A 14,584-nucleotide genomic window follows, 5' to 3' on the forward strand; every position below is an offset into this window, starting at 1 on the left:
TGTGGACATGACGAGCCTGCCGACGACGTCACCGATGACCGTGCCCACCCAACCAAGCCTTTTACCCCTTCGAAATAGATGGCGGTTTCACAACGACTGGGGGCGGTTTATTGGAAGCGCGAACGGATTCCGTGCTACAAGCTGGTCAGGTGAGCGACTCTAATTCGGTCCAACCCCACGATCCGTCGCGAACCTCTGCAGTCGCCGCCGGACGATGGCGGCAGATGCGAGTGTGGGTAGCGGCACACGCAGTGGACGACTTTTATCAGGGCATGGTCCCTGCCGCGGTCCCATACTTCATGCTGGAGCGGCATTTCAGTTACTTGGGCGCCTCCGGACTGGCGCTGGCGGCCACGCTGGGCAGCGCTCTACCCCAATTGGGCATCGGTATAGTCGCCGACCGATACCGGGCTGCCTGGCTTGCACCTTTTGGCTTGAGCTTGGCGGGCGTCGGGGCCGGGCTGTCCGGGCTGGCGACCACCTATCCAGTGATATTCGGAATGCTACTCTTCTCGGGTATTGGAGTGGCTATGTTCCACCCGCCGGCGGGACGAGACGCACGGTTGGCTGCCGGGGGTAGCGCTACGGGGATGAGCTACTTCGCCGCCGGCGGCACGATCGGGTTCTTTGCCGCCCCTGCGCTGGCGACCCCGGCGCTAGACGGGCTGGGACTTAGGGCGATGGTGCTGTTTCTACCGCCCGCGGTTATGATGGGATTCGTCTTGCTGCGGAGAAGTCGCCGCGTCGCCCGGCAGGTCAGTGCTGTGTCTACCCGGAGGACGAGCAACGATCGAGTCGTTCTGTTCATCATTCTGATCTGCGTTGAGGTCGTTAGGTCGGCGATCTCGTCCGGTGTCAGTACTTTCGTAACGCTTTACTGGATCCGATACCTCGGTGCCGGCAATGTCCTCGGCGGTCTCGCGCTCGCTATCGAACTCGCAGGCGCTGTTCTCGGCACGCTGCTGGGAGGTCTAATAGGTGACAGATATGGCATGGTGTGCGCCGTGCGACTCGGTAATACCGCTTTGCCACTTGCGATGATCGCCCTGCTCTGCTGCGAAGACAAATACGCAGCGCTGCCGTTGATTGCCCTGGTTGGGATGGCGATAAATATTCCGTTTGCAGTGCTTGTGAAGCTGGGTCAAGACTACCTTCCCAGCCGGCCGGGCACAGCAACCGGAGTTACTCTCGGACTCGCCGTCAGCGCGGGTGGACTGTTCCTGCCACTACTCGGTCTCTTCGCCGACCACTACGGCCCCCGCGGTGCCCTCGTCGCCCTCTCCGCTCTTCCTGTGGTGGCCGTCGTAGTGTCACTGGGCTTGCGCGAACCCTGAGCGTCGTGCGACCGATTGGCCCGCGTATCGCTGGTTGCTCGGCGGACAACACTGACCGTAGCGAACAACGATTCAGGAGCTTCCCTGCGATCGGCCCAGCGCGTGGTCGGCCGGTTCGGGCTCGCCGACACAGCCCGGGTTTGCAGCCCGGCCAGGATCAGCGCCCACACACAAACCATAGACGGTTTGCCAGCAGCCATACACAAGCGACACGTCACGGCACGGCGAACCGACACGAACCCGTCAGCGGATGCCGCCCAGGAGCTGGCGTTTAGTCCCCAAGGATGGGCGGCCGGGCTTCTTGCCGACGGGCAGCAGCGGTTCCAGGATCGCCACTGCGCGTCGGTCAGCTCGGCTCGCCCCGTCGCCGCCAGACTGGACACGAGGTCGCCGGTGTTCTTGATCAGCTTGGTCGTTGATCGATCTACCGGAGACCCTCACCTATTGAATTCAAGACACGCCGCATCCACCACGCGAGCCAGAAGCTCCGCTGGTCAGCGCATCAAAACAGGCTCTAGGTGTGCTGCAGCTTCTGGTCGTTGACACCCTGGGGCGGGGGTCTTCTGTAGAAGCTCTCATACGGGGTCTGGCCTGCCAGGCCGCCGTGCGGGCGGTGGTAGCTCCTCTCTGTCAAGCCGCGACCGGTGTTGGACCTCGCTGGTCGGCTGTGAGGTGGCGAAGATGACGGCGGCTAGTCGCCGTTTGAGGCAGCGCATGGCTTCACGGTGTCCTTTGCCGGCTGCGCGTTTGCGCTGGTAATAGGCCCGGGCAGGAGGATGGCAGCGAACCTGGCTGAGCGCGATGAGATGCGTAGTACCGCTTCGTCCGGCCGGCGTCGGCGGTGATCGACTCGACGAACTTGACGTCGATCTGCAGCTGGTGGCCGGGGCGTTGCTTCTCATACCGCTTCCAGCGTTGGTGGTGGCGTTTGTAGCGTTGAGAGGCCGGTATCCGGCTCATGCCCAGGCGTTTGAGGATGCGGTAGATCGTCGAGTGGCCGATCTGCTGGTCGTGGTAGCGGCGCAGGTACATTTCGATCTTCAGCGGGCCGAAGTGGTAGTGCTGCGGCAGGTGGATGATCTTCTCGACCACTTCGGGCGGGGTGATGGTCGGGCAGTGCAGCGGCGCGCTTGATCGGTCCTTCAGACCGTCGATGCCTTCGTCCTCGTAGCGGCGTTTCCACCGGTAGAACACGGTGCGGCTGATGCCGTAATAGCGGCAGGTCGCGGCGACGTTGCCGCTGATCTCTTCGGCGTGACGCAGGACGGTCAGGCGCCGGTTCGCGCGCCTGACCAGGTCCTTCTCACTCCACACTCGCTCAGCCATGGGCCTCCCTTGATCAGGAGCCCAGACTGTCAACAACCTCTGTCAGTTTTATAACTAGAGCGAGCACCAAAGCCGGATTCACCTGCTCGACGTCGTTTTCGACGATACCCTGTGGGCGATCCCCGGGGTGCGCCGTGCAAGCGAACTTGGTGTCTGATGAGGGACCATGCCTACTGGCGGACGTGGATGTCCGAGTGGGCCGCACGGTCCGCAAAGGACGGCACGCGAACCGCAGTCCATGATGGCGGCCACGTCGGCTTGCGATCAGGTCTGGCAGTCGGTGACGTCGTCGGTACAATACTGCCATGACCCGACACCGGATGGTCGTCGTTCTGCTCGAGGACGTCCTGCCGCTCGACTACGCGATTCCGGTACATGTCTTCGGCCGGGAGGCGTCCGAGGCGTATGAGCTCGTCACCGTTTCAGTCGGCGGCGGGGCGGTAGCCGTGGCCGGGGGCACCACAGTAGTACCGGACGGTGGATTGGAACTGCTGCGCGGGGCCAGCACGATCGTCGTGCCGGGGTACGCCGACGCGGCGGATCGAGAGCTTCCTGGTTCGCTGACGCGAGCGCTGGTGAGTGCGCACCGAGGGGGTGTCCGGCTAGTATCCATCTGTTCCGGGGCGTTCGCCCTGGCGCGGGCAGGCGTCCTCGACGGGCTCACTGTGACGACTCACTGGTCGCTGTGTGCGCAGCTCGCTGAGCGATTTCCGGGCGTCACCGTCGACCAGTCGGTCCTCGTGGCCGGCACCGATTCGGTTGTCACCTCCGGCGGTGTCATGGCCGGGGTGGATCTTTGCCTGCACCTGCTGAACGTAGACCTGGGATCGGCGGCTGCCCGGCATGTGGCGAGACGCATCGTCATGGCGCCACGCCCAGCGGACGGACAGCGGCAGTTCGTGGAGAAGGCGGTCGTTCCGCCCGGCGATGACGTCATCGCCCGGGCTCGGCAATGGATGCTCGTATCGCTGGAGCAGAACCTCACGGTGCACGGCGTCGCCACCCGGTTCTCCATGTCGGAGCGAACCTTCCACCGGCGGTTCCGGGAGAAGACCGGCGTCCCGCCGCTGACCTGGCTGCGCGACCAGCGCATCGCGCGAGCCAAAGAACTCCTCGAGAGCTCGGACCTGTCCATCGAGGACATTGCGAGTCGGGTGGGCTTCGGCACCGCGGCCAACCTGCGGCAGCAGTTTCGGCGCGCAACGAGCGTCTCGCCTCGCGAACACCGGCGGTCCTTCGCCTTCGGTCGTGTCTGACGGAGGGGTGGCAGGAAAGTTGCGATAGTCGGCAGTGCTGTCACTGTCGGGACTACCGGTGCGGAGCCGAGACTGAACACATGAATCAACCGACTTTCGTGCTCGTTCACGGTGCCCTGACCGATGCTTCGGTGTGGCGCCGGATCTCCGCCCGGCTGCAGGATGCGGGTCACTCCGTCATCGCGCCCTCGTTGCCCATGCGCAGCTTCGACGGCGACATTTCCTACCTCAAGAAGTTTCTGGGCACGCTCACCGGACCGCTCGTGGTCGCCGCCCATTCCTACGCCGGCTCGGTGATCTCGGCGCCCGACGCGTTGACCGAGGACGTCCGTTCTCTCGTGTTCGTCACCGCTTTCCAGCAGGATGCGGGGGAGACTGCGGGCGCTCTCAACGGTAAGTTTCCGGGAAGTCTGCTCATTCCGGACAACCTGGTGGTGCGCGAATACCCCGGCGGCGCGGAGGTCTACCTGCGACCGGAGAAGTTCGGCGAAGTGTACGCGGGCGACGCTGGGGAACGGGACCGGAAAATTCTCGCCGCGGCTCAGAAACCCTTCGACCCAGTCACTCTCGAGGGCAGCTTCGCGAACGCTGCCAGCTGGCACGACCTGCCGTCATGGGCGGTCGTGTCCACGCGGGACAACTCCATTCCCACCGAGGCACAGCGGTGGATGGCCGAGCGGGCCCGCTCCACCGTCGTGGAAGTTGACTCCTCGCACGCCGTTCCGCTGGTGCACCCCGACGTGGTGGCCGGACTCATCCTTGACGCGGCAGGCTGAACACCCATTCGATCTGCTCTTGCTTCCCATTTGGCAGCAAGAGCAGATTTTGGCTATTGCTTCTGATGGTCAAGTTTGCCGAACCCCGGATGTCGATCTACCGTCGGTCCGGTGAGCCCACTGCCTGAGAATCATGAGCCTTTCCGCATCGCCGTCACCGATGACGAGCTGGCCGATCTGCGACACCGCTTGCGCCGCACCCGCTGGTCCGGCTTCATCGAAGGTGCCGGGTGGCGGTACGGCACCGATCCGGAGTATCTACGTGAACTCGTCGCGTACTGGTCGGAGACGTTCGATTGGCGACGTGAGGAGAGGCGGCTGAACGCGTTTCCGCACTTCCGGAGCGTGGTCGACGGATTGCGGGTGCACTACATCCACCGGAAGGCCGACGGCGGTGGGCTGCCGGTGCTGGTTTTGCATGGGTGGCCCGGTTCGTTCGTGCAAATGCTCGACCTGCTGCCACTGCTCGCAGCGCCCGCCGAGCATGGCGGGGTACCGGCCGACGCGTTCGACGTCGTCGTCGGGTCACTGCCGGGTTTCGGGTTTTCGGAGGCGTCCGCGGCACCTGGAATGACCGAGACACGCATGGCGCGTGTCTTCCACGAGCTGATGAGCCGGGTGCTCGGGTACGAACGGTACGCAGTAAGAGGCAGCGACTTCGGTGCGAGCGTGGCGGAAGCGCTGGCCGCTCGGTACCCGGAGGCTGTCGTGGGCATCCACCTCAGCGGTACTACACCGCGAGCCGACAACCCGCCGGTCGATCCCGGTCCTGAGATCCGCCGGTACATCGACGATGTGGCGCGGTGGCGGTCGGCGGAAGTGGGCTACGGCGCGATCCAGGCCACGAAACCGCAGAGCCTGGCCGCGTCGCTCAACGACTCGCCAGCCGGGCTCGCAGCGTGGATCGTGGAAAAGTTTCGCCGGTGGAGCGACTGCGGTGGTGTTGTCGAACGCCGGTTCACCAAAGACCAGCTGCTGACGAACATCAGTGTCTACTGGTTCACGCAGTCGATCGGCTCGTCGATGCGGCTCTACTGCGAGTCCGACTACCGGCAGGACGCCGAGTGGCGCGTGCCCACCGCGCACCTCATGTCCTCAAAGGACATGTTCCCCACGCCTCGGGAGTGGGTCGAACGGTTCTCCAGGGTCGACCGATGGACCGCGGTGGAGCGAGGTGGGCACTTCATCGAATGGGAAGAGCCCCTGCTGGTGGCCGAAGACATGCGAGCTTTCTTCCGGAGCCTGCGCTGAGGGATGAGACGTGACGAAGCCGGGTCGATGGTTGTCCGAACTGGCTTCACCTAGTTCGTGCCTACTTGTTGACGAACATCGAGGTGAGCTGGTTGTCCCAGTCGGCGGGCGCGACCCAGCGTTCGCCCGGTGCGAGGACTACGTGGTCGCCTCGGTCGAAGCCGTCCTTGTAGAGCCACAGATCGTACTTACTCGCGTTGATGACCGCCGAAGCGCGGTTGTCGTACTGTGGTGCGAGCCAGAAGACGCTACCCGGCGCACTCCAGAACTGGCCGGTGAAGTCGGCGTTGTCGTAGAGGCAGACCCACGTGTCGCCGCCCCCTTCGACCGGTCCGGGAATGCACGGCTCTGCGGCTGGTGCTGCGGAAGCGCTGGACACGGTCAGAGTTCCACTGGTCGCAAGCGCAAGCGAGGCTGCTGTGAACAAGAGCCGGACTGAGCGACGCATCGATCCTCCGCTGACTGGATGTTGAATTATGAATCACCTGGATAGCATTCGGAACCCGGTTACCGGCAAGGGGTTGTGGTTTCATGAAGGAACCAAAGGCGGTTTGGGTACCTATGGGTAACCCAAGGTTCCGGAGGAAACGCCACGGACCCGGCAGGCTGGACTCGCCGAGCTGGTCACTTCGGACAGCCGCTCGCGTCCGGTGATTGCGAGGTACGCGGTTGACCGGATTTTATCGCTCGGTGTCGTGCAGGCCACTCGTGTGCTCCGGTCTGCGCGCTCAGACTGAGAGCACCCGAATGTCCGGCCGAGGAGCGTCATGGCAACGAACGATGAGATCACGGCGCAGCCCGCCGTCGACTGGGACCGGGTGTGGTCCGGTGCCGAGTTCATCGAGCTCAAGCGCCGGTTGCGCCGGTTTCGTCGTCCCGGTGACGGCGGGATTCCTCGGCTGGTATGTGCTCTACGTCGTGGTGGCCGACTTCGCTTACGGCCTGATGGCCACGAAGATCATCGGCAGCGTGAACCTCGGGCTGCTGCTGGGCATTTTGCAGTTCGTTTCGACCTTCGTGATCACCGGCTTGTACCTGCGCTACGCAGCCAGAAGGCTCGATCCCCTGGCCGAGCGGATCCGTGCCGAACACGAGGGGACGAACCGATGAGCGGCCCCGCGCTCAACATCGGCGTCTTCGCGATTTTCGTCGTCGTCATACTGCTGATCGTCGTACGCACCCGGCGCCGGGGTCCACCGCCTCGGCCTTCGACACAGAGGGGAGGCGTTCACCGGCCGGCAGAACAGGGTCGCCATCGCGGGCGACTACCTCTCCGCCGCCGCGTTCCTCGGAATCAGCGGGGCCGTGGCGACGTAGGGCTTCGGCGGCTTCCTCTACTCGATCGGTTTCTAGTCGCGTGGCTGATCGCTTTGCTGCTCGTCGCTGAACTCTTCCGCAACACCGGCCGCTTCACGATGGCCGACATGCTGAGCTTCCGGCTCAAACCGGGGCCGATCCGCATCGCGGCCGCACTCTCCACACTCATGGTGAGCTTCTTCTACCTCCTGGCACTGATGAACGGCGCGGGCGGCCTCGTCGCGCTCCTGCTCGGAGTCACCAGCCGCGCCGGACAGGCCGTCGTGTTTACCGTTGTCGGAGCGCTCATGGTGCTTTACGTGCTGGTCGGCAGAATGAAGGGCACCACTTGGGTGCAGATCATCAAAGCCGTCCTGGTGCTCCTCGGCGCGTTCGGCATGACAGTTTGGGTGCTCATCAGGTACGGGTTCGACTTCTCGGCGATCCTGCGCACGGCAGTGGAACGCGGGCGCGCCGGCGGTGAGGCGCTCCTCGGACCGGGCAAGCAGTACGGTGCGACCGATGTGTCCCGAGTGGACTTCCTGTCGCTGGGTATCACGCTGGTCCTGGGCACGGCGGGGCTACCGCACGTGCTCATGCGCTTCTACACGGTACCCGACGCGGGAGCCGCCCGGCGTTCGGTCGCGTGGGCCATCGGGCTGATTGGTGTGTTCCTGCTCTTCACCCTGGTCCTGGGGTATGGCGCGGGAGCTCTCGTCGGGCCGGAGAAGATAGCGAAGTCGCACGATAAGGCGAATTCGGCGATCCCGTTGCTGGCCCAGACCCTCGGCGGTCCTGTTCTGCTGGGTTTCATCGCGGCCGTCGCTTTCGCGACGATCCTCGCGGTGGTCGCCGGGCTCACCATTACGGCGTCCACTTCGTTCGCCCACGATCTTTACGCTGGTGTGCTGCGACGCAACAACCCACCGGACGCGAAGACGGAGATCCGGGTCGCCTGCTGGGCGGCCGTGGCCGTCGGGCTGGTCGCGATCGTCGGCGGCATCGTCACCAATGGCCAGAACGTGGCGTTTCCGGTCGCCCTGGCCTTCGCGGTCACCGCATCGGCCAACCTGCCCGCGATTCTGTACTCCCTGTTCTGGAGGCGGTTCACCACCCGCGGTGCACTGTGGAGCATCTACGGCGGGCTCTTCGCGACCGTCGGTTTGATCCTCTTCTCTCCGGTGGTTTCCGGTACCCCGACCGCGATCTTCCCTGCTGCCCACTTCGACTGGTTCCCGCTCGCCAATCCCGGTCTGGTCACGGTCCCGTTCTCATTCCTGGTTGGTTACCTCGGCACGGTCATCTCCGCGGCGCCGTCGGATCCACATGTGTACAGCGAACTGCAAGTACGGGCCTTGACCGGGCTCGGCAACGCTGAAGAAAGGAACCTATGAATCTGACTCGCGCTGTAGCGCCGGATCCGTACTCCCTGCTGCCCGAGTGTGCGTCTTTCGCGGTGAAGTCTCCGGATGTGGAGGACGGTCGCCAGATTCCCCGGGAGCACGTGCTCGCTGGCGGTAACCGCTCTCTGCGGCTGGGTTGGGCCGGGTTTCCGGACGCGACGAAGGGTTTCGCAGTCACGTGCTTCGACCCGAACGCGCCTACGCCCTCGGGCTTCTGGCACTGGCTGCTCCTCGATATCCCCGCCGCGGTCTCCGGTCTCGAGCAGAACGCCGGTGCACCGGACGTGGACCTCCCGGCAGGTGCTTTCCAGCTGCACAACGACTTCGGCACCGTCGGCTACGGTGGCGCGGCTCCGCCGCCGGGAGACCGGTCGCACCGCTATTACTTCGCCGCGCACGCCCTCGACGTCGCGCAGATCGGCGTCGACCCGGACGCCAGTCCGGCGGCAGCCTCGTTTTCCCTGTCATTCCACACCTTGGCGCGGGCACTGACCGTGCCCATCTACTCACGCTGACAACCTGTGAAAGGAACACCGCTGTCATGATCGATCCCGGACGTCACCTGCAGATCGGCTCCCTACTGTTCGAGGGCCTCGACCAGATCGACCTGACCGGCCCGTTCGAAGTGCTTTCCCGCGTCCCGAACTCCACTTATAGAGTTTTCGGCAAGACCATGGAACTGGTCCGCGACATCAAGGGCTTGCGCCTGACTCCCGACGCGACGCTCGGTGAGGCACCGCAGCTGGATGTCCTGCACGTGCCCGGTGGGTTCGGCCAGGAGAACCTGATGGCCGACGACGAGGTGCTCGGCTGGCTGCGCGCCCAGGCCGCCGGAGCGACCTGCGTGTTTTCGGTGTGCACCGGCGCGCTGCTCCTGGGAGCGGCCGGCTTGCTCCGTGGGCGGCGCGCGACAACGCACTGGTCCGCCTTCGAAACGCTGCCCTTCTTCGGGGCCGAGGCAGTGGACGAGCGGGTGGTGGTCGACGGCGACTGGGTTTTCGCCGCCGGGGTGACCGCCGGCATCGACGGGGCTCTACGGGTAGCGGCAGAGCTGCGCGGTAACGAAGCGGCGCAGGCGATTCAGCTGCACATGGTCTATGCCCCCGAACCGCCGTTCGACAGCGGTACCCCGCACACGGCGCCGCCGGCGATCCTTGCCCAGGCACGCAAGGCCGTCGAGGGCATCACGGCTCAGCGCGTGGCGACGGCCAAGCGGATCGGCATGGAGCTCGGTGTCGGCCTGACGCAGCTCAGCTGATCGGTCCGCGGAAGGCGCGCCGGTAGGCAGAAGGGAACAGGTGGACCAGATCGTGGAACCGGCGCCGAAAAGCCACCGTGGACTCGAACCCGCACCGCTGGGCGACCTGGTCGATCGGCAGGTCGCAGGTTTCCAGCAGCTGCCGGACCCGGGTGATGCGGCGCCGTGGCGGCGCGATCCGCTGAGCGCCGAAGTGGACGGCGACCACCGACATGAAGGGCAGCGTAGCGGCAATCGTCATCGCGGCCGCCCGGATCGCCAGTCATCGGCCGGCCCGGTCGGGGCTCCGTCTGGTGCTGACAGCGGCCGAAGATATTGGGCACTGGGCGCCGCCGCGGCGGCGGCCCGCCTGGCGGGCCGGTCGAGTGGACCGCTCGTGATCCCCGAACCGACCGACAACGTCGTCGCGTTCGGTCACAAAGGGGCCACCTGGTGAGCGCGGCGTCACCTGATCTCGTGTCGGAGGAGAGCCACCACCGCGTCCGCGAACTCCTTTGGTGCTTCCTGGGGCGGGTTGTGCCCGACACTTTCCAAGAGCCGGTGCTGATACGGTCCGGTGAAGTGCGCACGATCGCTCGACGAGCTCGGGCCAAGCAGCCCGTCGGCGCCCGTCTCCAGCATGACCGTGGGAATGGTGATTGGTGGCTGCTTCGCGAGGAGTTCTTCTGTCCGCCGGTAGCGGGGATCGCCCTCGACCAGGCCGTAGCGGTGCCGGTAAGAGTGGATGACCACGTCGACGAAGTCGGGGTTGTGCAAGCTCGGGGCGCTCGCCGGAAAGGCGTCGTCCGCACCTCGCCACGTCGGCGACCACGTGCGCCATAGCTGGGCACAGAGTGCTTCGCGATTGCGATCGAGCCCGCGGCGGCCCCGCTCCGAGTGAAAGTAGAACTGATACCAAAGCGTCTGCTCCCACTCGGGCTTGGTGGGTTCGTTCGCGACCGCGATGTCCTGGATGTTGTAGCCGTCCACAGTGACCAGTCCACGCACGCGCTCCCGGTGCAGCGCAGCCGTGATGCAGGCCGCCCGGCCGCCCCAGTCGTAACCCGCGAGGACCGCCGATCCGATCCCGAGCGCGTCCATGAATTCGACGAGGTCGTGCCCCAACGCGGCCTGCTGTCCCGATCGCATCGTGGTGTCCGTCAGGAACGACGTCTCACCGAACCCCCGGAGGTATGGTGCGAGAACGAGAGCGTTCCAGGCCGCCAGCTGGGAGGCGACTTCTTCGTAGGCCCGCACGTCGTAGGGAAAGCCGTGGAGAAGGATGACCGGAGTGCCGTCCAACCGGCCCGCTTGTTCGTAGGCGATCTCCAGGATGGAGGTGGTCACACGTCCAGTCGAAGTGAAGCCCATGGGTCGATTGTCGCATGTTGGGGTTTGGTGTGCGTCCGTGGTGAAACTTGGAAATATTTACCTCTGAGGGAATTGGTTCGACGTCGTCGGTGCGGCAAGCTCCTGCACATGACCAGTTACCAGATCCACACCGCTGACACCGCAGACGAAGCCGCGAAGGAACCGCTTGAGGTCCTTGACGGTGCGTTCGGGTTCGTGCCCGCCGCGGCCGGCCTCATGGCAAACTCGCCAGCGCTGATCAACACCTTCTTCTCCGCGTTCGGGCACTTCAGGAGCGGGGGGACGTTCGGCTCGGACGAGCGGCAGGTCCTGTTGCTCTCCAACGCGGTGGCCAACCGCAGTGAGTGGGCGGTGGCGTTCCACACCCTGGAATCGTTGCAGGACGGTGTCGAACCGGCCGTCGTGGAGGCGATCCGCCGGGGTGAACGACCCGCGGACCAGCGGATGGCGGCACTGTGGGCATTCACCCGGTCGTTGATCGAGAAGCGGGGGTACGTCGAGGAGGCGGAGGTGGCGGCGTTCAAGTCGGCGGGCTTCACGGAAGCCCAGGTTTTCGAGGTGATCACGTCAGTGGCGATCTCGGCGATGACGAACTACACGGCCAACCTCGCCGAACCGCCGTTGGAGGAGGCGGTGGTGCCGCACGCTTGGAAGACGGAGCACTCGTCGGGTGCCTGATTTGGGTTCCCGTCGAACACCGGCGTGGTACTCGGCGGCTGAGCCAGCTGGCGCTGGCCGCCCAGGCCGCCGTGTCAGTCCACCACCTAAGCTCTATCGAAACGGGGCGGGCAAACTCGGGCCGCGACATGGTGCTGGCAGCGTCGAATGATTGTCTTACGCTTTCCGGCTTTTGCTCATACTTGAGGCCTGTTTACCTGTTCTGTGAAGTCGGCTCGCCGCCAAGCTAGGCGCGGCCTCGCCTGCGCCGGGCACACCGCGTACGCGGGATTGCACACGGTGGACCCGGACATCGCCGCGACGACGGACCTTCGGGCCGTCACGCAGGAGGAGCAACTGGACCTGCGGCTGGTGGAACTTGACGTCGTCAGCGACGCGTCCGTCGGCGCGGCGATCGAAAAGATCATCGCCGAGCAGGGCTGGCTCGATGTCGTCGTCCACAACGCCAGGTACATGAGTTTCGGGCCGGCGGGATCGTTCACCGACGAGCAGCTCGTGCACTTGTACGACGTTAACACGCTGGGCACGCGACGGCTCAACCGCGCTGCTTGCCCGCACCTGCGCCGAGCCAGGTCCGGCCTCCCGCTGTGGGTTTCGATGTCCGGCGTGCGGGGCAACTGGTCGCCGTACCTCCCCGGCTACTTTGCCGCCAAGGCTGGCATGGAACAGCTCACCATCGCCTATGCGGGCGAGTTGGCCAGATGGGGCATCGAGACTTCCATCGTGGTGCCCGGGGTCTTTGCCTTCGGCAGCAAACTTCGCCAACACCATGGAGTCAGACGATCGTGCCGTCGCGGTTGAGCACGCCGAGGGGGCCGTCCGCGGGACTCCGAGACGCCGTGCTGGCGGCCACGAACTCTTTGGAGCCGGCCGACGCTGACCCGGCCGAGGCGGGTCGTCCAGATCGTCGACACCTTGTCCGGGCGGCGTCCTTACCGGGTCACCATCGACCCTTCGCAGGACGGCTCGGAGATCGTGGCAGCCGTCCAGGACCGGTTCTGGCGGGACACACTCAAAGCGGTTGGACTCGGGACCTGCTGGTGGTGGCACAGGAAGGTCGTGTCAGCGACTGATGTCTTCGGTCGGCACACTGCGGCGCCTGAACGGCGCTGTGGGTCGGGCCGTGTCGCCCAGTCCTGTCGAAGTGTTCTGGCTCTCGCAATGGCAATCAGCGGATTGGAGCTGGAACTCGGCCGAGCGGACGGCGCATGTGCGTGCAACTGGACGGTGCTTGCGCCGGGGAGGTGCCCGTCCCGGATCTCGCGGTAGCCGGCGCTCACGTGGTCATGGAGTTCCGCCAGGACGCGGCGCCAGACTGGAAGCAGTTCCCAAAAGTGCACAATAGTATTTCCTCGCCATTGCGGCTTCAACGAAATTGAGTCTCCGATCTTTCGAGGGTTAATTCCGTTCAGGAAGGGGAACCTTCCGGGCGAGTGGGTAATCACAACATGGAGGTTTCTCATGCGTTCAGGATCCATCGTCCCGTCGAGCAAAGCGTTGTCCGTCGTTTACCTCGCTCTGGGTGCGATCGCAATCCTCGACGCCATCTGGCAGACGACCAGCGCCGGGCACGTCATAGTGGTACCGATGGTCATCGGGGTGGTGGGAATCTTCGCGGTAGTGCTCGGGACCGTCGGTCTCGTTTCGAGGCGACCTCACTCCTGACACATCGCTGCGATCGGAACGGACGAACAGGTGCACGGCCGTCGAGGGGCTCATCGCTGTCCGTCGCCGGCCGTGCGCACCGTATCGACCTGTTCTCGCGGGACAGCGCCGACAAGTTGAGTTCGCAGGTGATCTGAATCGCGTCCTGGACATCGGCGGGTGGTGCGGCGCCGGGCAACGTGCGCAGCGCACGGACCCCTACGCTCCACTGAGGAACAATCACCTCCCCGGTCAGCCGGTTTGTGCCCGGACCCTGGGTACCGGTCGCCTTGGGGAATCTTGATTGCGGGCCCTTGCTTCTGCCCGAGTTTTTTCTGCGCGGCCGACGGCTCGGCTCCCGGTTATCCTTCCAGCCAGATCGGCACCACGGACACTACCAACAGTAGGGCCAAGATCAGATTGAGTGCCCGCCACTGTCGTGAAGACTTGAGCAGCCGTGCGAGCACGACACCGAGCAAGCACCACACCAGGAGGGATACCGAAGCGGCGACGGCGAAGACCGACCCGAACAAGGCCGCGAGAAAGCCTGGACTGGCTAAGAGCGACGCGAACGATGCCGCGGCGCTGGCCGTCATGGCCCACCCCTTCGGGTTGTAGAGTAGCAGCACAACTCCGCCCCAGAAGCTGATCGGCTGCTCACCGTTCTCCGAGGTGCGGGGTGAGCCGCTGCGAGCTGTGCGAACCGCCAGCCAAATCAAGTACACGGTTCCCAGGACTTTCAGTGCCACTCGGAGCAGGGGGACCGCGAGCAGGAGCCCGCCGAGTCCGGCCGCAGCCGAGGCGGCCATCACCGCCAAGGCGGCGGCGATTCCTCCGAGCACCGGCACGGACCGCCGAAGTCCGAAGTGTGCGCCCGAAGCCGTCGCGATGGCCGTTGCCCCGCCGGGGGTGATTGTCGCGACCAGGGCGAACCCGGCAAGAGCGATAATTCCCTCTACTTTCATGGCGCCAGCCTGGGCGCTGAGCATATTCGAAGCAAGCCTAATGTTTC

General features: G+C 65.0%; 13 protein-coding genes and 2 pseudogenes. 10 read left to right on the forward strand and 5 right to left on the reverse strand.

The genetic code is table 11. From position 1 onward, the window contains the following. Window positions 1–251: 251 nt before the first annotated feature. Window positions 252–1,334: an MFS transporter gene (locus ACLJPY_RS36755; RefSeq protein ID WP_410595603.1), complete on the forward strand. Its 1,083-nt coding sequence runs from the start codon at window positions 252–254 to the stop codon at window positions 1,332–1,334. Window positions 1,335–2,054: 720 nt separating this feature from the next. Here ACLJPY_RS36755 and ACLJPY_RS36760 read toward each other — a convergent pair. After that, entirely contained in the window at window positions 2,055–2,660 is a 606-nt protein-coding gene (locus ACLJPY_RS36760; RefSeq protein ID WP_410595604.1) for a helix-turn-helix domain-containing protein, read from the reverse strand. A gap of 305 nt (window positions 2,661–2,965) precedes the next feature. Here ACLJPY_RS36760 and ACLJPY_RS36765 point away from each other — a divergent pair, with 305 nt between their 5' ends. The 3 genes from ACLJPY_RS36765 (at window position 2,966) to ACLJPY_RS36775 (ending at window position 5,943) form a co-directional block, all read left to right on the forward strand. Next, window positions 2,966–3,916: a GlxA family transcriptional regulator gene (locus tag ACLJPY_RS36765; protein ID WP_410595605.1), complete on the forward strand. Its 951-nt coding sequence runs from the start codon at window positions 2,966–2,968 to the stop codon at window positions 3,914–3,916. 80 nt (window positions 3,917–3,996) lie between these two features. Further along, window positions 3,997–4,692 (forward strand): alpha/beta fold hydrolase, encoded by a 696-nt coding sequence (locus ACLJPY_RS36770; RefSeq protein WP_410595606.1) that lies wholly within the window; start codon window positions 3,997–3,999, stop codon window positions 4,690–4,692. A 75-nt stretch (window positions 4,693–4,767) separates the two neighbouring features. Further along, complete coding sequence (locus ACLJPY_RS36775; protein WP_410595607.1) at window positions 4,768–5,943, forward strand: epoxide hydrolase family protein; 1,176 nt, start codon at window positions 4,768–4,770, stop codon at window positions 5,941–5,943. A 61-nt stretch (window positions 5,944–6,004) separates the two neighbouring features. On the opposite strand, the gene ACLJPY_RS36780 is transcribed toward ACLJPY_RS36775, so the two are convergent. Next, window positions 6,005–6,322, reverse strand: coding sequence for a peptidase inhibitor family I36 protein (locus ACLJPY_RS36780; protein ID WP_410595608.1), 318 nt, complete (start codon window positions 6,320–6,322; stop codon window positions 6,005–6,007). A 388-nt stretch (window positions 6,323–6,710) separates the two neighbouring features. Between ACLJPY_RS36780 and ACLJPY_RS36785 the strand changes: the two are divergent. From ACLJPY_RS36785 to ACLJPY_RS36800, 4 genes and pseudogenes are all read left to right on the forward strand, one after another. Continuing rightward, a pseudogene (locus ACLJPY_RS36785) lies at window positions 6,711–7,053 on the forward strand (DUF485 domain-containing protein). Further along, window positions 7,050–8,633: pseudogene (locus ACLJPY_RS36790) on the forward strand (cation acetate symporter). The pseudogenes ACLJPY_RS36785 and ACLJPY_RS36790 overlap by 4 nt, the downstream one beginning before the upstream one ends. Further along, on the forward strand, window positions 8,630–9,157 hold the full coding sequence (locus ACLJPY_RS36795) for a YbhB/YbcL family Raf kinase inhibitor-like protein (RefSeq protein ID WP_410595609.1): 528 nt from the start codon (window positions 8,630–8,632) through the stop codon (window positions 9,155–9,157). Before ACLJPY_RS36790 ends, ACLJPY_RS36795 begins: the two are co-directional and overlap by 4 nt. A gap of 26 nt (window positions 9,158–9,183) precedes the next feature. Further along, on the forward strand, window positions 9,184–9,900 hold the full coding sequence (locus tag ACLJPY_RS36800; protein WP_410595610.1) for a DJ-1/PfpI family protein: 717 nt from the start codon (window positions 9,184–9,186) through the stop codon (window positions 9,898–9,900). On the opposite strand, the gene ACLJPY_RS36805 is transcribed toward ACLJPY_RS36800, so the two are convergent. Then, entirely contained in the window at window positions 9,893–10,114 is a 222-nt protein-coding gene (locus ACLJPY_RS36805; protein ID WP_410595611.1) for a helix-turn-helix domain-containing protein, read from the reverse strand. The two genes, ACLJPY_RS36800 and ACLJPY_RS36805, sit on opposite strands and share 8 nt — an antisense overlap. Before the next feature lie 230 nt (window positions 10,115–10,344). Beyond that, window positions 10,345–11,226, reverse strand: a complete 882-nt coding sequence (locus ACLJPY_RS36810; RefSeq protein WP_410595612.1) for an alpha/beta fold hydrolase — start codon at window positions 11,224–11,226, stop codon at window positions 10,345–10,347. A gap of 51 nt (window positions 11,227–11,277) precedes the next feature. Between ACLJPY_RS36810 and ACLJPY_RS36815 the strand changes: the two genes are divergently transcribed. Together ACLJPY_RS36815 and ACLJPY_RS36820 are read left to right on the forward strand one after the other, a co-directional pair. Next, a complete protein-coding gene (locus ACLJPY_RS36815; protein WP_410595613.1) occupies window positions 11,278–11,928 on the forward strand; it encodes a carboxymuconolactone decarboxylase family protein in 651 nt (216 codons plus the stop codon). 204 nt (window positions 11,929–12,132) lie between these two features. After that, window positions 12,133–12,729 carry an SDR family NAD(P)-dependent oxidoreductase gene (locus ACLJPY_RS36820; RefSeq protein WP_410595614.1) on the forward strand — a complete coding sequence of 199 codons (597 nt, stop codon included), beginning with the start codon at window positions 12,133–12,135 and terminating at the stop codon, window positions 12,727–12,729. A 1,205-nt stretch (window positions 12,730–13,934) separates the two neighbouring features. Here the strand turns inward: ACLJPY_RS36820 and ACLJPY_RS36825 are convergent. Next, window positions 13,935–14,537, reverse strand: a complete 603-nt coding sequence (locus ACLJPY_RS36825) for a LysE family translocator (protein WP_410595615.1) — start codon at window positions 14,535–14,537, stop codon at window positions 13,935–13,937. Window positions 14,538–14,584: the final 47 nt, after the last annotated feature.

The sequence above is a fragment of the Amycolatopsis sp. lyj-23 genome (assembly GCF_046549135.1).
Lineage (GTDB): Bacteria > Actinomycetota > Actinomycetes > Mycobacteriales > Pseudonocardiaceae > Amycolatopsis.